Source organism: Streptomyces sp. NPDC043996 (assembly GCF_056435225.1).
Map to the genome: position 1 here is coordinate 280,920 of NZ_JBWKEY010000013.1, position 18,397 is coordinate 299,316.

General features: G+C 73.1%; 17 protein-coding genes and 2 pseudogenes. 7 read left to right on the forward strand and 12 right to left on the reverse strand.

From position 1 onward, the window contains the following. Positions 1-89 precede the first annotated feature (89 nt). A complete protein-coding gene (fabF, locus tag AC07A4_RS31065; RefSeq protein WP_478604954.1) occupies positions 90-1,352 on the forward strand; it encodes a beta-ketoacyl-ACP synthase II in 1,263 nt (420 codons plus the stop codon). Positions 1,353-1,454: 102 nt separating this feature from the next. Here fabF and AC07A4_RS31070 read toward each other — a convergent pair whose 3' ends face one another. Beyond that, positions 1,455-1,949 (reverse strand): DUF3145 domain-containing protein, encoded by a 495-nt coding sequence (locus AC07A4_RS31070; protein ID WP_478604956.1) that lies wholly within the window; start codon positions 1,947-1,949, stop codon positions 1,455-1,457. 373 nt (positions 1,950-2,322) lie between these two features. On the opposite strand from AC07A4_RS31070, the gene AC07A4_RS31075 reads away from it, so the two are divergent. After that, a complete protein-coding gene (locus AC07A4_RS31075; RefSeq protein WP_478604958.1) occupies positions 2,323-3,228 on the forward strand; it encodes an SGNH/GDSL hydrolase family protein in 906 nt (301 codons plus the stop codon). Between the two features lie 17 nt (positions 3,229-3,245). Here the strand turns inward: AC07A4_RS31075 and AC07A4_RS31080 are convergent, their stop codons facing one another. From AC07A4_RS31080 to AC07A4_RS31090, 3 genes are all read right to left on the reverse strand, one after another. After that, positions 3,246-4,109 (reverse strand): NmrA family NAD(P)-binding protein, encoded by an 864-nt coding sequence (locus tag AC07A4_RS31080; RefSeq protein WP_478604960.1) that lies wholly within the window; start codon positions 4,107-4,109, stop codon positions 3,246-3,248. Positions 4,110-4,176: 67 nt separating this feature from the next. Beyond that, positions 4,177-4,560, reverse strand: coding sequence for a RidA family protein (locus tag AC07A4_RS31085; RefSeq protein WP_478604962.1), 384 nt, complete (start codon positions 4,558-4,560; stop codon positions 4,177-4,179). 13 nt (positions 4,561-4,573) lie between these two features. Further along, a complete protein-coding gene (locus tag AC07A4_RS31090; protein ID WP_478604964.1) occupies positions 4,574-5,515 on the reverse strand; it encodes an NAD(P)-dependent oxidoreductase in 942 nt (313 codons plus the stop codon). Between the two features lie 49 nt (positions 5,516-5,564). Here AC07A4_RS31090 and AC07A4_RS31095 point away from each other — a divergent pair, with 49 nt between their 5' ends. Then, the gene (locus tag AC07A4_RS31095) at positions 5,565-6,518 is read left to right on the forward strand and encodes a LysR family transcriptional regulator (protein ID WP_478604966.1); all 954 of its coding nucleotides are present in this window, start codon (positions 5,565-5,567) and stop codon (positions 6,516-6,518) included. Here AC07A4_RS31095 and AC07A4_RS31100 read toward each other — a convergent pair. Beyond that, complete coding sequence (locus tag AC07A4_RS31100) at positions 6,450-7,034, reverse strand: hypothetical protein (RefSeq protein ID WP_478604968.1); 585 nt, start codon at positions 7,032-7,034, stop codon at positions 6,450-6,452. The two genes, AC07A4_RS31095 and AC07A4_RS31100, sit on opposite strands and share 69 nt — an antisense overlap. A gap of 176 nt (positions 7,035-7,210) precedes the next feature. Here AC07A4_RS31100 and AC07A4_RS31105 point away from each other — a divergent pair, with 176 nt between their 5' ends. After that, positions 7,211-8,482 (forward strand): pyroglutamyl-peptidase I, encoded by a 1,272-nt coding sequence (locus AC07A4_RS31105; protein ID WP_478604969.1) that lies wholly within the window; start codon positions 7,211-7,213, stop codon positions 8,480-8,482. Positions 8,483-8,628: 146 nt separating this feature from the next. Here AC07A4_RS31105 and AC07A4_RS31110 read toward each other — a convergent pair whose 3' ends face one another. Then, entirely contained in the window at positions 8,629-11,190 is a 2,562-nt protein-coding gene (locus tag AC07A4_RS31110; protein ID WP_478604972.1) for a M14 family zinc carboxypeptidase, read from the reverse strand. 134 nt (positions 11,191-11,324) lie between these two features. Here AC07A4_RS31110 and AC07A4_RS31115 point away from each other — a divergent pair, with 134 nt between their 5' ends. Next, entirely contained in the window at positions 11,325-12,128 is an 804-nt protein-coding gene (locus AC07A4_RS31115; protein WP_478604974.1) for an EI24 domain-containing protein, read from the forward strand. A 166-nt stretch (positions 12,129-12,294) separates the two neighbouring features. On the opposite strand, the gene AC07A4_RS31120 is transcribed toward AC07A4_RS31115, so the two are convergent. Further along, positions 12,295-12,723, reverse strand: a complete 429-nt coding sequence (locus AC07A4_RS31120; RefSeq protein ID WP_478604977.1) for an organic hydroperoxide resistance protein — start codon at positions 12,721-12,723, stop codon at positions 12,295-12,297. Positions 12,724-12,808: 85 nt separating this feature from the next. Further along, the gene (locus AC07A4_RS31125) at positions 12,809-13,843 is read right to left on the reverse strand and encodes an NADP-dependent oxidoreductase (protein ID WP_478604978.1); all 1,035 of its coding nucleotides are present in this window, start codon (positions 13,841-13,843) and stop codon (positions 12,809-12,811) included. Between the two features lie 93 nt (positions 13,844-13,936). Between AC07A4_RS31125 and AC07A4_RS31130 the strand changes: the two are divergent. Further along, positions 13,937-14,164: pseudogene (locus tag AC07A4_RS31130) on the forward strand (MarR family transcriptional regulator); the annotation flags it as partial. 119 nt (positions 14,165-14,283) lie between these two features. Here the strand turns inward: AC07A4_RS31130 and AC07A4_RS31135 are convergent. From AC07A4_RS31135 to AC07A4_RS31150, 4 genes and pseudogenes are all read right to left on the reverse strand, one after another. Beyond that, positions 14,284-14,455 (reverse strand): annotated as a pseudogene (locus AC07A4_RS31135) (MarR family winged helix-turn-helix transcriptional regulator); the annotation flags it as partial. After that, complete coding sequence (locus tag AC07A4_RS31140) at positions 14,449-15,150, reverse strand: SCO2400 family protein (RefSeq protein WP_478604980.1); 702 nt, start codon at positions 15,148-15,150, stop codon at positions 14,449-14,451. The pseudogene AC07A4_RS31135 and the gene AC07A4_RS31140, both read right to left, overlap by 7 nt. A gap of 109 nt (positions 15,151-15,259) precedes the next feature. Beyond that, positions 15,260-16,528 (reverse strand): PucR-like N-terminal domain-containing protein, encoded by a 1,269-nt coding sequence (locus tag AC07A4_RS31145; RefSeq protein WP_478604981.1) that lies wholly within the window; start codon positions 16,526-16,528, stop codon positions 15,260-15,262. A gap of 5 nt (positions 16,529-16,533) precedes the next feature. Then, positions 16,534-16,686: a hypothetical protein gene (locus AC07A4_RS31150; protein ID WP_478604983.1), complete on the reverse strand. Its 153-nt coding sequence runs from the start codon at positions 16,684-16,686 to the stop codon at positions 16,534-16,536. Positions 16,687-17,099: 413 nt separating this feature from the next. Here AC07A4_RS31150 and pgfA point away from each other — a divergent pair, with 413 nt between their 5' ends. Beyond that, complete coding sequence (gene pgfA, locus AC07A4_RS31155; RefSeq protein WP_478604985.1) at positions 17,100-18,131, forward strand: cell envelope lipid trafficking protein PgfA; 1,032 nt, start codon at positions 17,100-17,102, stop codon at positions 18,129-18,131. Positions 18,132-18,397 lie beyond the last annotated feature (266 nt).

The following is an 18,397-nucleotide window of genomic DNA, read 5'->3' on the forward strand; positions in this document are numbered from 1 at the left end:
GCCTGGCGGCCAACAGGCTCTTGCCAGCCGCCACCCGGCGGTGGCGCCGCCGCATCCGCACCTGAACGAAACGTGGAGAGAGAAATCCAGTGAACTCGACCAATCGCACCGTGGTCGTCACCGGTATCGGCGCAACCACACCGCTGGGTGGCGACGCAGCCTCGACCTGGGAGGGCCTGCTCGCCGGGCGCTCCGGGGTCGGTGCCCTCGAGCAGGACTGGGCGGCCGAGCTGCCGGTCCGCATCGCGGGCCAGATCGCCGTCGAGCCGACCGAGATCATCCCGCGCCCGCAGGCCCGCAAGCTGGACCGCTCGGCGCAGTTCGCGCTGATCGCGGCCCAGGAGGCCTGGAAGGACGCGGGCTTCACCGCCAAGGCCGGTGAGGACACCGCCGTCGACCCCGACCGGCTCGGCGCGGTCGTCGCCTCCGGCATCGGCGGCGTGACGACCCTGCTCGACCAGTACGACATCATGCGGGAGAAGGGCGTACGCCGCGTCTCCCCGCACACGGTGCCGATGCTGATGCCGAACTCGCCCGCGGCGAACGTCGGCATCGCGCTCGGCGCCCGCGCCGGGGTGCACACCCCGGTGTCGGCCTGCGCCTCGGGCGCGGAGGCCATCGGCTACGCGATCGAGATGATCCGCACCGGCCGCGCCGACGTCGTCGTCGCGGGTGGCACGGAGGCCGCGGTCCACCCGCTGCCGATCGCCGCCTTCGGCAACATGATGGCGATGTCGAAGAACAACGACGACCCGCAGGGCGCGTCCCGCCCCTGGGACGTCGACCGCAACGGCTTCGTGCTCGGCGAGGGCGCGGGCGTGGTCGTCCTGGAGTCCGAGGAGCACGCCAGGGCCCGCGGCGCCAAGATCTACGTGGAGGCGGTGGGCCAGGGCATCTCGGCCGACGCGCACCACATCACGCAGCCCGAGCCGTCCGGCAACGGCATCGCGCAGGCGCTGCGCCACCTGGTCGAGAACAACGACCTGAAGCCGTCCGAGATCGCGCACATCAACGCGCACGCCACCTCGACGCCGCAGGGCGACATCGGTGAGATCAAGGCGCTGCGCCAGGCGTTCGGCGACGACGTCGACCACATGGCCATCGCCTCCACCAAGTCGATGACCGGTCACCTCCTCGGTGGCGCGGGCGGCGTGGAGACCGTGGCGACGGTCCTCGCGCTCAAGCACCGCATGGCCCCGCCGACCATCAACATCGACAACCTCGACCCCGAGGTCGACGCGGACATCGTCCGCGGCGAGGCCCGCGCGCTGCCCGAGGGCACGATCGCGGCCCTGAACGACTCGTTCGGCTTCGGCGGACACAACGTGGTGCTCGCCTTCCGGACCGTCTGACACACCGTCTGACGGACCGTCATGGATTGACCGCGTACGTACGCGAAAGGGCCCCCACCGAGCGGTGGGGGCCCTTTCGCGTACGTACGCTCGGTCGGGGCGTCAGACGACCTGGTGCAGCCAGCGCACCGGGGCGCCCTCGCCCGCGTACCGGAAGGGTTCGAGCTCGTCGTCCCAGGGCTTGCCGAGGAGCCCGGCGACCTCGGCCTGAAGGTCGCTCTCGCCGCGCTGGGAGCGGGTCAGGGCCGCGCGCAGCCGGTCCTCGGGGATCAGGATGTCGCCGTGGATGCCGGTGACGGCGTGGAAGATGCCGAGGTCGGGGGTGGCGCTGTAGCGCTCGCCCTCGGCTGCAGCGGACGGCTCCGCGGTGACCTCGAAGCGAAGGAGCTGCCAGCCGCGCAGGGCGGAGGCCAGCTTGGACGCGATGCCGGCCGAGCCCCGCCAGGAGAACTCCGATCTCCAGGTGCCGGGCGCCGCGGGCTGCCTGATCCAGTCGAGGCTGACGCGTGCGCCGAGCACGCCCGCGACCGCCCACTCGACGTGCGGGCACAGCGCGCGCGGTGCGGAGTGCACGTACAGAACTCCACGTGTCGTCACCGGGACCTCCAGTGTGGGACGAGGCGCGCCGTTCGCCGGCGGCCTCGCGCCCCTGCCGAGCGGTATTCCAGGTATTCCTCAAAAGCGAGGAAAATCAAGAAAACGGGACAGATGTGACGTGATGTAATTTAGCGGAACCGAGAAGAAACGGGTGCCACTGGGTGGCGAGGCTACCGTGCGGTGAGGCAAGGAGTGTGACGTACCGTCGGTCCGCGGGCCGGGAAACACACAGGTTTCACCCGCTGGGAGGCGCGAAGCCCCCCGGCCGGGTGTGCGTCGGCCGCCGCCGGGACATCTCACCATGTGGGTGCGGGCAACCTGAAGGGCCTGTACGACGTCACGTTGGGCGACGCAGGGGACAGAGGGGACGAGGATGCGGAATTCACGGCACCGTGCACGCGCCGCGGCCGCCATCGCGGCCGCGGCTTTCACCGGCATCGCCACGCTCACCGCGTGTGACGCCACGGGCGGCGACGCCGGCGCCCCGAAGAAGGGGCCGTCCGCGCAGGACAAGGCGGGCCGCAAGACGGTGCCCGTGTGGAACACGAGCCCCCGCTCGCTGGCCGCGGTCGGCGACTCCATCACGCGGGGCTTCGACGCCTGCTCGATCCTCTCCGACTGCCCGGAGGCGTCCTGGGCGACCGGCAGCGACGGTGAGGTGCGCAGCCTCGCCCAGCGGCTGCTCGGCAAGCAGCGCGCCGCCACGCACAGCTGGAACTACGCCAAGACCGGGGCCCGCATGGCGGATCTGCCCGGGCAGATGGCGCGGGCCGCGGCCGAGCGGCCCGACCTGGTGACGGTCCTCGCGGGCGCCAACGACGCGTGCCGTTCCTCCGTCGCCGAGATGACGCCGGTCGCGGACTTCCGGGCCGACTTCGAGGACGCGCTGCGGACGCTGCGGAAGCAGCGGCCCAAGGCGCAGGTGTACGTGGCGAGCGTGCCGGACCTGAAGCGGCTGTGGTCCGAGGGCCGCACCAACCAGCTCGGCAAGCAGGTGTGGAAGCTCGGCATCTGCAAGTCGATGCTGGCGGACGCGGACGCGATGGACGCGGCGGCGAACGCGCGGCGGGCGTCCGTGCGGGCGCGCGTGGTCGCCTACAACAAGGTGCTCAAGGACGTCTGCGCCAAGGACGCCCGCTGCCGGTACGACGACGGGGCGGTCTTCGACTTCCGGTTCCGCACGGATCACTTGAGCCACTGGGACTGGTTCCACCCGAGCAAGGACGGCCAGGCGCGGCTCGCGGACATGGCCTACCGGGGCGTCACCGGCCGCCGGTAGGCCCCGCGAGCGGGAGGTCAGCCGAAGGCCGGGGCGTGGGCCGCGGCCCAGGCGGCGAAGGGCCGGGCGGGGCGGCCCGTGACGCGCTCCACCGTGTCGATGACCGTCCTGCCCTCCGGCGGGGTGTTCTTGTAGACGTCCAGGAGCCAGGCGATCGTGAACTCGTCCTGGCCCTGCGCCCGCATCTCGGCCGCGGCCTCCTCCTCGCTCAGCTCCACGAGCGTGATCTCGCGCCCCCTCGCCTCGGCGACGGCGGCCACCTTGTCCCGCACCGTCAGCGCCTGCGGGCCCGTGAGCAGGTACGTCTGCCCCGCGTGCCCCTCCTCGGTGAGGGCCACCGCGGCGACCGCGCCGATGTCGCCCTCGTGGACCATGGCGCTGACCCGGTCCACGAACGGGGCCCGCACGGTGTCCTCGGTGCGCACGGGCTCCGCCCACTCCAGGGCGTTGGCCATGAACTCGACCGGCATCAGGACCGTCCAGTCAAGGCCGCTCGCGCGCACCGCGTCCTGGAGCGGGGTGTCGCCGCCGCCGTTGAGGACGGTGACCCGCCGCACCCCGGCCTCGCGGGCCAGGCGGACGATCTCGGGTCCCGTCTCCAGGGGCTGGAAGGCGGCGCCGCTGAAGGTGATCAGGTGCAGTCCGGTGACGCCGCGCAGGGCCTTGGTCAGGCTCGCCGGGTCCGTGAGGTCGCCGCGCACGGCCTCGACGCCCTCGGGGAAGGACGCCCCGGCCGGGTCGCGGGTCAGGGCGCGGACGTGCTGGCCGCGCTCCAGGAGCTCACGGACGACCTCGCGGCCGACGGTTCCGGTGGCGCCGGAGACGAGGTGGGTCTGGCGGACGGGGTGCGGGGTGGGCGTCGTGCTCGTCGTGTTCGTCATGGGAAGGACGGTAGGAGGGCTTGCGGACAGGTTGTGTCCGCGATGTGGGGCGCGGTTCGGGGTCTTCTCATGCCACGGCCGCGACCACCTCGACCTCGATGAGCGCCTCCGGCCGGAACAGGCGCGGGACCGCCACCGTGGTGCTGGTCGGCGGCGTGCCGGTGAGGCGGGCGCGGCGGACGGCGGCGTATCCGGGCAGGTCGTCCATGTCCGTGAGGAACGTGCGGATGGTGACGATGTCGGCGAGGGTGGCGCCGTGCGCGGCGAGGAGGGCGGTGAGGGCCGCGAAGACGCCCTCGCTCTGCTCGGTGATGTCGGCGCCCTCGGCGATCTGGCCGGAGACGTACAACAGGGCGCCGCCGCCGTCGAGGTGGACGCGGGCGACCTGGGAGTAGGGGCCGAGCGGCTGGGGGGCGCCGGCGGGGTTGGAGAGGGTGAAGGCGGGGGTCATGGCGGGGCTCCTGTCAGGCGTTTCGGGGCGTGTGGGCGCCCGCGCGGATGCGGCCGACGGCGCGGGAGATGTCCTCGTGGGCGGTGGCCGGGTCGGCCGCGGCGGCCTGGAAGTGGGCCGAGACGGCGTCGGTGACGGGCAGCCGGGCGGCGCTCGCGGCCAGCGCCGCGTCCTTGGCGGCGAGGGCCGCGCCGAAGTGCGCGTCCGTGGCGAGGGCGCGGGCGAGGGCGCCGCCGAGCGGGCCGCGGGCGAGGGCGGTGCGGGCGGCGTCCTCGTCGACGCCGAGGGCGTCGGCCAGGCCGAGCGCCTCGGCGACCAGGGCCACGCCGCCGAGCACGGCGGTGTTGACGACGAGCTTGAGCGCGGCGCCGGAGCCGAGCGGTCCCGTGCGGGTCACGGTCCCGAGGCGGGCGAGCACCGGGGCGACGGCGTCGGCGTCGCCGCCCGCGAGGACGCCGAGCTCCCCCGCGGCGGCCTTGTCCGTGCTGCCCATGACGGGCGCGTCGACGAGGGTGACGCGGCCGCCCGCCCGCCGCCCCAACTCCCGTACGACGTCGGGCCCGACGGTCGACATCTCCACCCAGTGGGCGCCGTCCCGCAGCGCGGGCAGGATCGCGTCGGCGACGCGCAGGACCGCCTCGGGCCCCGCGAGCATCGTGATCGCGACATCGGCGTCGCGGACGGCGTCGGCGGGCGTCGACGCGCGGCGCGCGCCCGCCGCGACGAGCTCGTCGGCCTTGGCCGCGGTACGGTTCCAGACGGTCAACGGATGTCCGGCGGCGAGGAGTTGACGGGCCATCGGGGTGCCCATGTGACCGAGCCCCAGGAAGGCGACCCGCTCCCGGCGGCCGCCGGGGGACGGGAACTGCGGGTGCTGGGTGCGCTGTTCGTTCCGCTCGTGCTGCTCGTTCCGCTCGTGCTGTTTGTGACGCTCGTGCTGCTCGTGCTGTTCCATGGGGACGACGCTAGGCGCGGGATCGTCATGCCACAAGCGAATGTCTAGCATGGGGGGCATGCAGAATTCGCATGAGTGGGTCGACGGCGGCGGCCCCACCGATCTCTCCACGCTCTGGCTGCGCGCCTTCCTGGAGGTGGCCCGGCGGGGCTCGTTCACGGTGGCCGCGCGGGACCTGGCCCTGACGCAGTCCGCGGTGTCCCGCCAGATCGCCTCCCTGGAGGCGGCGCTCGGCGGCGCCCCGCTCTTCGACCGGCTGCCGCGCGGCGTGCGCCTGACCGCGCACGGCCGCGAGCTGCTTCCGCACGCCGAGGCCGTCACCGCCCGCCTCGCCGAGCTGCGCCGGGGGCTCGCGGAGCTGGACGGCGTCTCGCGCGGGCTGCTCAGGTTCGGGGCGTTCGCCACGGCGGACGCGGCGCTCGTGCCCCGGGCCATCGCGGCGTTCCGCGCCCGCCACCCCGGGGTGACCCTCACGCGCGAGGAGGGCCGCACCCGGCCGCTGCTCGCGCGCCTGGCCGAGGGCGAGCTCGACCTGGCCGTGGTGTCGACGACGGGCGGCCCGCTCCCCGAGGACGGGTTCGAGCTGCGCCATCTGCTCGACGAGACGCTGTACGTGGCGCTGCCCGCCGCCCATCCGCTGGCGGGCGAGGAGTCGCTGCCGCTCGCCCGGCTCGCCGACGAGGACTGGATCTCCGGCAGCCCGGAGCCCGCGGGCACCCTGCTCGACGCGGCGGCGCGGGACGGCTTCCGGCCGCGCGTCGCGCACGTGGTCGGCGAGTGGACGGCCAAGCAGGGGTACGTGGCCGCCGGGCTCGGCGTGACCCTCGTCCCTGCGCTCGCCGCGCACGGGGTGCGGCGGGACGTCGCCCTGGTCCCGGTCCGCGACGAGGGCGCGCCCGCGCGGGCGGTGTACGCGGCGACGGCGCGCGACCGGTCACCGGCGCCGAGTGTGGAGCCGTTCCTGGCCGCCCTGCGGGAGTCCGCGCGGCTGCTCGGCGGCTGAGGGCGGCGTCGGGAGCCCCGTGCGGCGCCGGTGGTAGGCGACCGTCACGGCCAGCAGGAGCGGCGCCCACAACAGGAGCGGGGCGTAGGCGAGGACGAGGACCGCGTCCTGGGCGGGCGAGCCCATGCCGCCAGGGCCTGTGCCCGAGTCCAGGTCCGCGCCCACGTTCCGGAAGGCGTACGCCCAGATCACGGCGAGCGCCACCGCGCCGAGCGCGGCGGGCGCGACGGCCGCGAGCGGGCGCACCCGGCGCCCTCCGAGCACCGGCAGCCAGCGGGGCACGACCTCGCCCCAGCCCCTGACCAGGCCGAGCGTCAGCAGGGCGAGGCCTTCCGACACGACGCTGAGCAGCAGGACGTACAGCGATTCGCCGGGCCCCGGAGCGTAGTCGGAGACGGGCAGGCGCAGCACGAGGGCGACGCGCCACAGGCCCGACGGCAGGACGACCCAGGGCACGGCGTGCGCGGCGAGCGCGGCCCAACGGGGCACGGTGGGAAGCGCGTTGACTCTCATCATGGTGACCATGCTGGTGCGCGGCCCCGGCCGGGGCGTCGGCACCGGTGGCGATCCGGCTCCGCCGCGCGGGGGAGGCGGGCTGCTCCTAGGGGGCGACCGGCTCGCCGTAGGGGCTGGAATCCCACCCGTGCCGCCCGCGATACTTCGGCCACCTCACCTGCAACGGAAGGACTCTCGTGGCTTCGTCTCACATAGCCGCCTCCCGGCTCGGGGCCCTCGGCGCCGCGCTGCTGCTCGGGGTCTCGGCGGCGCCCGCCCTGGCCGACTCCCCCGCCCGGCGCGCCGCCGCGCCCACCGTCGAGGAGCGGCGCCTGGAGCGCGCGGTGCCGCGGGAGATCCTGCGGCGCGGCGGATTCGACGACGTGGCGCCCGCGTTCACCCGCGCCCTGGACCGGACCCGCTCCTACGGGCAGGCCGAGCGCCTCGTCGCCCGCGAGGGGCGGGCGCTGTGGCAGCGGGCCGTGGCGCGGGCGCAGGGGCGCGGGCCCGTGGCCGGGGACCTGAGCCGGGACGACGACCGGCCGCTGTACTGGGCGCGGCTCGGCCTGACCAAGGCGCTGCGCGGCTGGGCGCCCACGGCGTTCGAGCTGGGCGAGCGGGGGCGGGCGCGGCTCCTCGACCGCCTTGAGGTGACGTCCCGGGGCCAGGACACGATCACGTACCCCAAGTGCCACGGCAAGCGGATGAAGCGGGTGCTCCTCACCGGCTTCGACCCGTTCACGCTGGACCGGGACATCCGCATCAGCAACCCGTCGGGCGCCTCCGCGCTCGCTCTTGACGGCACGGTGGTCAAGACGGCGGCGGGGCCCGTCCGCGTCGAGACGGCCGTGTTCCCGGTGCGCTGGACGGACTTCGCGGACGGCGCGGTGGAGCGGGCGCTGCGGCGGCAGCTGCCGCGCGTGGACCTGTTCACGACGGTCAGCCAGGGGCGGATCGGCAAGTTCGACATCGAGCGGACCAACGGGGCCTGGCGCGGCGGCTTCGGGGACAACGAGAACCTGTCGAGCACCGGCACCGTGCCGGTCGCCGACCCCGCGTCGCAGCCGCAGTGGACGACGACCACGCTGCCGTACAAGGACATCGTGGCCGCCGACACCGGCCGCTTCCCCGTGTACGACAACACGGCCGTGACCGAGATCCCGGCGGGCGGGACGGCGCCGGTGGACCGGCCGGACGGGCCGACGCCCGGCTCGACCGCGCGCCAGGGCGGCGGCGGTGACTACCTGTCGAACGAGATCGCCTACCGGGCGACGCTGCTGCGCGACCGGCTCGGGCTTCGTGACCGGCTGCCGGGTGGGCATGTGCATACGCCGGTGCTGCGGTTCGGGGCCGGGAACGCCGATCCGGGTACGGGGGCGGTGACGGACGACACGTTCGTGCGCAACCGGGGGGAGATCGTGGCTCAGGTGCGGCGGATCGTGGTGGCGGCGGTGGAGTCCGGCGCGTAGCCGGTCCCTCGCGGGGCGCCCCAGGCCCGCCCCTTCCCACTCCGGGTGCGGCTGCCCCCGTTCCCCCGCTCAAAGCCAATCGGCGCTTCGCGCCTCGTCCTCAAACGCCGGACGGGCTGGATTTTCCAGCCCCTCCGGCGCCTAGGTCAGCGCACCGCCAGCAAGGCTCGGGCCACCTGGGTGTACAGACCCTTGGGGTGGGATCGGAACAAGGGCTCTGTGCCGAAGAGGGTCACCGGTGTCTTTCCGGCTTCGCCGGAGATGACGGCGGGGCGGTTGGCCGCGTCCAGGGGGCCGCCTCGGCCGTCGACGGGGCGCCAGTGTCCCGAGACCAGGGGGTTTCCGGAGGCGTATGACTGCTCGACTCGTACGTCCGCGCCCAGGGCGGTGAACCACATCGGTGCGTAGACGAAGCTGTACGAGCCCGTCCCGTCGCGTCGGTCGCGGGTGCGGACCACGCCGTTGGCGTCCTCGTTGCCCTGGACCGCCGTGGCCTTCAGGAGCCCGGCGGCGGAGTTCAGGGCGGCGCCCGCGGCGCCCCGGCCCACGAGGCCGCCGCCGCGGGTGAGGAACGCGTCGAGTGCCGCCTTGGCCGAGGCGTTGAGGTTCCCGTACGCGAGTCCGGAGGACACGAACAGGACGTCGGCCTTGCGCCAGTCGAACCCGGCGTTGAGGGCTCCGGTCGACACCGGCAGGACGTCGAAGCCCATCTCGCGCAGCGCGAAGAGCTCGCCGGGCGTCACGGCCGCGGCGACCCGGGTGCGCCGCAGCACCTCGCCGCCGCGCGCCTTGGTGGCGGAGAAGGCGACGTCGTGCTCGGCGGCCACGGCCCGCGCGAGCCGCCGCGCGGACCCGGGCACGAGCACCGATCCCGCACCGGCGGCGCGCACCCGCACCCCGTCCCCGAGCAGCGCGTTGAGCGCCGCGACCTCGCGCGGGTCGTCCAGGCGCAGCCGCAGGTCACCGCGCGGGGCGACGTACGCGACGCGGGTTGCGGCGCGCACCGCCCGCGAGGGCACCCGCGCCGGGTCGCCCGCGCGCGCCGGGTCCACCGAGGCGCCCCACAGCCGCCCGAGGCTCCAGCCGGAGATGTCGTACATCGTCGACACCTTGGAACTGATGTCCCGCCCGTCGGCGAGGATCACGTTGGCGAGGCCCCGCTTGGGCTGGCGCATGTCGACGACGTACGAGCCCTTCGCGTACGGCCGCCCGCCGAGCCGGAAGTCCCCGGTGGCGCGCCGCACGCGCACGTCGTTGGCGAGCAGGTGGTCCACGAGCCGGGACGCGGCCGCCGCGGAGCGCTGGTCGCGGCCGCCCGCCGGGATCACGTACGCGCGCGGGAACTTGGTGGTGTAGACGTCCTCCGGGCCGATGCCCGGGACGCCCGGCACGGTCTCCTTGGACACCGGCACCTGCCGGGCGCCCGCGGCGCCGCGCCGGAACACCTCGATCTGGTCGGCGATCAGGGCGCGCCGCCTGCCGTCCGCGAAGTCGATGCTCGCCTTCATGGCCGCGCCCGCGATGTCCACGTTGATGGCGGCGCGGCGGCGCAGCTCGGCGGCCGGCTGGGACTCGTACTCCTCGTTGTTCACCTGCATCGGGAACTCGATGGTGTGCGCCGCGACCGCGCCGTGGAACGGCATGTACTGCGGGGTGAAGATCGGCGGCCAGTCGTCCCAGCCCTCCTGCTGGTCGCGGAAGGGGATGATCGCGGGCCGCACGCCGTCCTTGGCCTCGGTGTAGCCGAGGCCGTTGACGGCCTTCTCCATGCCGAGGGCGTTGGCGTAGCTGTTCTTCAGGAACAGGTCGTACTCGTAGTTCTCGCCGTGCGGGGGCGTGGTCGGCTCGATGAGCGTGCCGTTCACGTACCCGTGCAGGTCGATCATCACGGCGGGCTGCTTGGTGATCGCGATGCGCCGCACCGCGCGCGCCTCGGGCTGCGAGGCGGTGATGAAGTCGCGGTTGAGGTCGAAGCCGTTGGCGTTCTGGCGCGTGCCCGCGATCCGGCCGTCGGGGTTCATGGTGACGTTGAAGTACAGGCGGTTGCGGGTGAGGAGCTTGCGGGTCCCGGCGTCCTTCGCCTTGGCCAGCTTCCTGATGAGCTTGAGGGCCGCGTCCGTGCCCTCCCACTCGTTGCCGTGGATGTTGTTGTTGATGAAGACCGGCGTCTTGTACGAGGACGCGATCGCCTTGTCCTTGGCGGCGGCCGCGGGGGCGTTCTCGATGAGGCGGCGCATCCGCTCCTGCCGGGCGGCCTCGCGCGCGGACTCCGGCGCGGTCACCGTCACCAGGTACAGCTCGTGGCCGCCCGCCGAGCGGCCCGCGATCTCCACGCTGACGCGGTCGCCGATCTTCTGGATCGCGTTCAGCTCGGGCGCGATCGCGTGGTACGGGGCGAGGCCCAGCTTGATCGACTTGTCGGCGGGGTTCGACGGCTCCGCGTCGAGCACGCGCTCGCGCGGATAGCCGCGCGGCGTGCCGGAGCCTTCGGGCGCGGGCGCCTCGTCAAGGGCGCGGGCGGCGGCCGCCGCCGGGGCCTTGGCGGCCTGGTCCGGCGCGTCCCGCGGGGCCTCGTCGCGGATGACCGGGCGCGGCTTCGGGCGGGGTTCGGCGCTGGCGCCGCCCGGCGCGAGCGCGGTGAGCAGGAGCGTGCCCGCCGCGGCCGACGCGGTGAGCAGTACCGGTCTTGATGGCCGGGATGTCCGCATACGTACCTCCCTTGAGGGATCAGTAGGGGAGGTCTACAGGGTGAACTCATCCGCAACAAGGGGGTATTCACGGAACGATCACCTCCGGCGCCATCCCTCCGACCAGCGGATAGCCAGCGGATAGGGTGAGCCGCATGCGTGATCTGGGTCAGGGCTTCGGCTATCTGTTGAAGGGGCAGCGCTGGGTCGCCCAGCACCGCAAGAGTTACGGATGGGGACTGCTGCCCGGCCTCATCACCCTCGTGCTCTACGCGGCGGCGCTCGTCGCCCTCGCCCTGTGGGGCACGGACCTCGTCTCGTGGGCGACGCCGTTCGCCGACGACTGGGGCGACCCGTGGCAGGGCGCCTTCCGCGGCTTCCTCACGGTGCTCCTGTTCGCCCTCGCCCTGCTGCTGTCCGTGGTGAGCTTCACGGCCGTCACGCTGCTGATCGGCGAGCCGTTCTACGAGTCCCTGTCGGAGCAGGTCGACGTGTCCGTGGCCGGGTTCGCCCCCGAGTCGGGCCTGCCGCTCTGGCGGGACCTATGGATCTCCGCGCGCGACAGCCTGCGGATCGTGGTGCGGGCCCTGCTGTGGAGCGTGCTGCTGTTCGCGTGCGGGTTCGTCCCCGTGGTCGGGCAGACCGTCGTGCCGGTGCTCGGCTTCCTCGTCACGGGCTTCTTCCTGGTGGAGGAGCTGACGGCGGTCGCGCTCCAGCGGCGGGGCGTGCGGCTGCGCGAGCGGCTCGACCTGCTGCGGGCCCGCAAGTCCCTTGCCTGGGGGTTCGGGGCGCCGCTCGCCGTGGCCTTTCTGGTGCCGTTCGTCGCCGTGTTCCTGATGCCGGGGGCGGTGGCGGGGGCGACGCTGATGGCGCGGGATCTGTTGGGGGAGGATGAGGATGCGGGGGTGCGGCGCGCCGGGGATGACAGTGTGGCGCCGCCCGCGCGTACGGGGCCGTAGGCCTCGCGGGTGCGCCCCAGGCCCGCCCCTTCCCGCTCCAGGTGCGGCTGCCCCCGTTCCCCCGCTCACCGATATTGGCGCTTCGCGCCTCGTCCTCAAACGCCGGACGGGCTAAAAACCCTCGCCAGCCACGGCGTGGATCTTTAGCCCGTCCGGCGTTCTTGGGTTACGCCAGCTTGATGTCCACCTTGATGTTGCCCCGGGTCGCGTTGGAGTAGGGGCAGACCTGGTGGGCCTGCTCGATCAGGGACTTGGCGGTGGCCTCGTCCACGTTCGGGATGGAGGTCACGAGTTCGACCTCCAGGCCGAAGCCGCCGGTCTCGTTCTGGCCTATGCCGACCTTGGCGGTCACCGTGGAGCCGGAGATGTCCGCCTTCTCGCGGCGGGCCACGACACCGAGGGCGCCCTGGAAGCAGGCGCTGTAACCGGCGGCGAAGAGCTGCTCGGGGTTGGTGCCCGCGCCGCTGCCGCCCAGTTCCTTCGGCGGGTTCACGACGACGTCGAGCTGGCCGTCGTCGGAGGCGACGCGGCCGTCGCGGCCGTTCTCCGCGGTGGCCACGGCGGTGTACTTGACGTCGATCTTCTGGATGGACATGACTGTCGGATCCTCCTGGTGGGTGCCGTTCCGCGCGCCCGCCGGAACGACGTAGTGGAATTACCTTACCGAGTCGCGGAAGTTCTCAGTCGGTGAGGGAGACGATCATCTTTCCGGTGTTCTCACCGCGCAGCATGCCGAGGAACGCGTCGGCGCCGGACTCGATGCCGCGCGCGAACGTCTCGCGGTACTTCAGCTCGCCGGAGCGGACCCACCCGGCGACCTCGCGCACGAACTGCGGCTGAAGGTCCTGGTGGTCGTTCACGAGCATGCCCTGCAGGCGCAGCCGCTTGCCGATGATCATGGCCATGTTGCGCGGGCCCGGGGTCGGCTCGGTGTCGTTATAGCCCGCGATCATGCCGCAGATGGTGGCGCGGCCACCCACGTTCATGCGGCTGATGGCGGCCTCCAGGTGCTCCCCGCCGACGTTGTCGAAGTAGACGTCGATGCCGTCGGGGGCCGCCTCCTTCAGCTGCTCGACGACCGGGCGCTCGTCCTTGTAGTTGAAGGCCGCGTCGAAGCCGTACTCCTCGACCAGGAGCTTGACCTTGTCATCCGAGCCCGCCGAGCCGACGACGCGCGAGGCGCCCTTGAGCTTCGCGATCTGGCCGACCTGGCCGCCGACCGCGCCCGCGGCACCGGAGACGAAGACGGCGTCGCCCTCCTTGAAGGACGCGACCTCAAGCAGGCCCGCGTACGCCGTCAGGCCCGTCATGCCGAGCACGCCCAGGTACGCCGACAGGGGCGCGGCCTGCGCGTCCACCTTCGTCGCGTGCCGCGCGGGCACCGACGCGTACTCCCGCCAGCCCGCGAAGTGCAGGACGTGGTCACCGGCCGCGAAGCCGTCCGCGTTCGAGGCGACGACCACGCCGACGGCGCCGCCCTCCATGGGCTGGTCGAGCTCGAACGGCGGGATGTACGACTTCACGTCGTTCATGCGGCCGCGCATGTACGGGTCCACGGAGAAGTGCAGGTTGCGGACCAGGACGTGACCGTCGGCGGGGGCCTCGACGGGGACCTCCCGCAGCGCGAAGTCCTCCGGGACCGGCCAGCCGTGCGGGCGCCGCACCAGGTGCCAGGCGCGGCCGGTGGCGGGGAACTGCTCGGGGGTGACGGACATGGGGGTGCCCTCCTCGGACCTAATGCTTCATGTTCTGAAATAATCATGCGCCTCGATATTTTAGGTTGTCAAGTAAATGGGTACGATGAGGGCATGGCCACCGAAAACTCCCCCGTCGCCTCCCCGGTCGATCCGCTGACCCTCGACGTCGTCGAGCTGATCGGCACGGTCGTGGCGCGCTACCACGAGGAGTACGAGGTCGCCGCGGCCAAGCACGCCCTGACCGGCGCGCAGGCGCGCGTCCTCGGCCTGCTCTCCCTGGAGCCGCTGCCCATGCGGCGCATCGCCCTGCGGCTGAAGTGCGAGCCGTCGAACGTCACGAGGAGCGGGTCTCGCTGCGCGGGCTGCTGCGCCGGATGCTCGGGGAGGAGTAGCGCCGCCCCGGCTCTAGGTGCACCACCACAGGAAGCGGTCGCAGGTCTCCGACGGGGTCGGGTCTGGGAGAGCCCGGCCAGGGGCTCGCGCGCGAAGTCCAGGGACTCGCGCAAGCCGCGCGCGGTGGCGGAGGCCCTCCTCGGTCGGGGCCGCCAGCTTCACCCGCCGGTCGGTGGGATCGGGGCGCCGCTCGACGAGGCCGCGCGCCTGAAGGCGGTCGACGATGCCGGTCAGGGCTGGGGGCCGGGGGCGGAGGGGCCTGCGGAGGACGAGGCGCCGCCGCCGTCCGGCGTGCTCCCGTCCGGTGTCGCTCGCTCCCGCTGCCGTTCGCTCTTGTTTCCGTCCGCGCCGCCCTCGCTGCCCTTGGTCTTCTTGTCCGCGGGGGCGTCCGTGGCCTTCGCCGACGGGGACGCCGAGTTCGACACCGGCTCGGCGCCGGTGCCCGCGCCGACCGCGCCCCCTTCGCCGTCCGGGTGCCCGGAGCCCTCCCCGTCCGTCCCGGCCTCCCCGTCTTCTGCCGAGGAGGCCGCCTCCGGGCGCTCGGACCGCGACTCCGTGCCGAGTTCGGCCAGGCTCAGACCGCCCGCGGCGAGCACGATCCCCGCGGTGGCGAGCAGCACCCGGCGGCGCCTGCGGCGGTGCTGGGCGGCCCGCCGGGTGCGCTCACGGCGGCGGCCCCGGCCGCGCGGCGCCGGTCGGCCTTCGACGTCGCCGTGCTCTCCGCCCTCGTCATCCGCGTCCGCGTAGGCGTCGTACGCGCCGCTCTCCTCGTACGCCGTCTCCGGCGCGCCGGTGGCCGCGGCGGGCCCGGCCTTCGCGCCGAGCGACTCCCCGTACGCACGGCAGGCCTCGGCCGGGGTTCCGCACCCCGGGCAGGCGAAGGCGCCGTTGAGGTGCCGGTGGCACGCGTGGCAGTAATCCATGGGACCCATGAGGCATGGAGGCTAGGTCCCCCACGGTGCCGGAGGGAGCCGAAGCGGTGAAGATTGTGTGCGGAATCAAATCGTCCGGGTCGCCTGGGGCGGGCACCCTCGTGGAGTGTCAGGGGCGTCCGAGGTCGCCCCGCAGCCGCCGCGCGCGCAGGACGAGCTCCAGCTCGAAGCGGCGGTCCGGGTCGTCGATCTCGTCGCCCCACAGCTCCCGGATCTGGCGCAGGCGATAGCGCACGGTTTGCGGATGCACACCTAGCCGGGTGGCTACTTCGGGGGCGCCGCCGCGGGTCTCGAGCCAGGCGAGCAGGGTCTGGGCCAGGCGGCGGCCGTGGGCCGGGCCGCAGTGCTCCAGGGGTGCGAGGCAGCGCCGCGTGAGGTCCTCGATGAGCTCCTCCGGCTGGAGCAGGACGAGGGCCTCGGTGTGCTCCGTGCACAGCAGGACCTCACCGGAGGGCAGCAGTCCGCGCTGCATCAGACCGACCGCGGCCTGCGCCCAGCGCAGCGACTTCGCGGCGTCAGCCAGCGCCACGGGCGGGCCGATCGCCCCTGACCAGCCCGTCATGGCGCGGCGCAGGAGCTCGGGGCGGCCCGCGGCCTCCGGGTCCGGCACCACGACGCGGGGCTGTTCGGCCTCCATGTCCAGGAGCACGCCCTCGCCGACGGCCGGGGCGACCGCCTCCCGCGCGGGCCGGAGGAGCACGCCGACGGCGACCCTTTCCGGCAGCTGCCAGCCGACGCGGGCGGCCCGCTCGTCCAGGCCGCCCTCGGTACCGACGGCGGCGTGGGGCGGGGGCTCGAAGCGCCGCTCGGAGAGCAGGGACTCCATCAGCTTACGTTGCAGCCGCAGCCGCTCCCCGGCCTGGCGGGCCGCGGCCTCGGCGTAGCCGCGTACCGACTGGTCGACCAGGCCGTCGAGGTACTCGAAGCCGGACTCGGCGAGTTCGTACATGGCCGGGGGCGGGATCTCGGTCTGCTGGCCGATCTCGGCGAGGCGGCGCCAGGCGAGCTTGACGCCGAGGCGGTAGATCGCCTGGAGCGAGTCGAGGCTGCGGCCCTCGATGCCCTCGCCGCGGCCGAACTCCTGGAAGACCTCGGGGTGGTAGCGCGGGCGGCCGGTGGTCGCGAGCTGCTGGACGAAGCCCTCCAGGGCGCGGCGGATGCCGATGAGCGCCATGGGCTCGCCGGAGTCGTCGAGGACGACGGGCAGGCCCGGGTACTCGGCCCGGATCTCGCGCAGGATGTCCTGGGCGAGGGCGGGCACCTCCTCCAGGGCGAGCGCGGCGAAGCGTCTGACCTGCAGGGGCGGCACATCGCGCCAGGCCGATCGCGCGGCGGCGGGGCGATGGCCCTCGGAGACGGTCTCGGAGACGGAGGGCATGCGCGTCACTGGTTCCGGTCGGGCGACTCGTAGTGCACGAGGGGTCTGTTGGGCTGGTCGGGCGTGGCGTTCAGGAGCGCGACGATGCCGAAGGCGGCGCCCAGGGCGAGGGCGGCGGCGAGCCCTGCGGTCAGTGTCGCGGCGAGCAGTCGGTGCATACCGGGTCAGCCTCTCTGCTGGAGGTCGTCCCACCCGACCCTGTGCGATCCGGTCGCACACAGTCGAGAACCGGCCCGCTGCCGGCCCCGTCCGGCAGGTGCCCAGTGTCGACAACGCATTGACACTGCGTCAAGGGTCCGCCTAGCGTTCCCGGCCCATACGGGTCAGTAACACCGCGGCAACAGCGCCGCAGCGATTCGGGCAACTCCCCCGCAACAACACGGAAGCACCTCCATAACTCAGCGGTAATGCCTCACAGTTGAGCGGCTGACGTGTGGGCGACCGCCCGTGACCGACCTGTGATCGGCTCGCGATCGACATGTGATCGATCCGTGTCGAGAGTTCTGTTCTCTGTGCCTGTTCTTTGTGTCTGTTCTTTGTGTCTTTGTCCACCTCACGGCAGGAGCGCCGGATGACGCGCCGTACAGCCTCGCCCTTGTCCTTGGTCCTGCTCGGCCTCGGCGTCTTTCTGCTGGTCCTGGCCCCGATGCTGGCCTGGTACGTCGAGCCGCGCGCCAAGCGCACGCCCATCGACGTCGACCAGGTCACCGTCTTCAAGGGCACCGGCAGCTACTTCGACACCGAGGAGATCAAGACCGTCCGCGACCGGAACCTCACCGTCACTCGACAGGTCCGCGGCGACGTGAAGGCCAGCGAGAAGTCCGGCAGGGCGGTGTGGGACGTGGTCACGTCCGTCGACCCCGACAAGTCGCTGCCCGCCGCCGATCCACATGACGCTCTGCTGTGGACGCAGGAGCGCTGGGTGACCAACCGCAAGACCAACAAGCCGGTGCACTGCTGCGGCGAGAAGCCGTACTTCGAGGGCGACGCCTACCTCAAGTTCCCCTTTGACGTGCAGGAACGCACCTATCTGTGGTGGGACGCCACCCTGGGCGCCACGGTGCCGCTCCGCTTCGTCGAGAAGAGGAAGATCCAGGGCCACGAGGGCCTCCTCTTCCGCGGCAAGGTGGACCCCACCAGGACCGGCACCCGGCAGGTGCCGGGCAGCACGGTCGGACTGAAGCGCAGCCAGGTCATGGCCGAGGAGTGGTACCTCAACCACAAGATCGAACTCGTCGCCGACCAGCGCACGGGCCGGATCATCTACGCCGCCATCGGGCCCCGCAAGACGCTGCGGGCGCCCGGCGGCAAGAAGGACCGCACGGTGCTCCTGGACAGCAAGCGCATCGCCTTCGACACCAAGACCCAGAAGGCCCAGGTGAAGCTCGCCAAGGACGACGGCTCACGGCTGAAGCTGGTCGGCGAGACGCTGCCGATCGGCGCCGGGGGCCTCGGCGCGCTGCTCACGGCCGCCGGTGTCGTCCTCGTCGTACGGGGCCGCAAAACGGGTGCGAGCGGACATCAGGGACCCGGTGGATCGCCGGATCTGAGTGGTCCAGATTCCGGTTCCTCCCCAAGCGCCCTGCAACCCACCACGATGTGATGAGACGTCAGCTCTAAGAAGCGTCAAAATTGTCACTTCGGTGAGTAGCCGCACCGTTCGGTGCGGCGAAAACTATCCACCCCACCCACGCATCGCCCCGCACCGCCCGCACCGCCCCCGGCACCACCCCCGGCACCCCCGCCGTTCCGTCCCCGGCGGCGCTCCGCCCCCACGCGAGACCCGGAGCCCCGCCCCGAAACCGACCGTCCGCCACCGAACCGCACCACGCGCCGCCCCTTGTTAGCCCCCCACAGTTCCGCACCCCG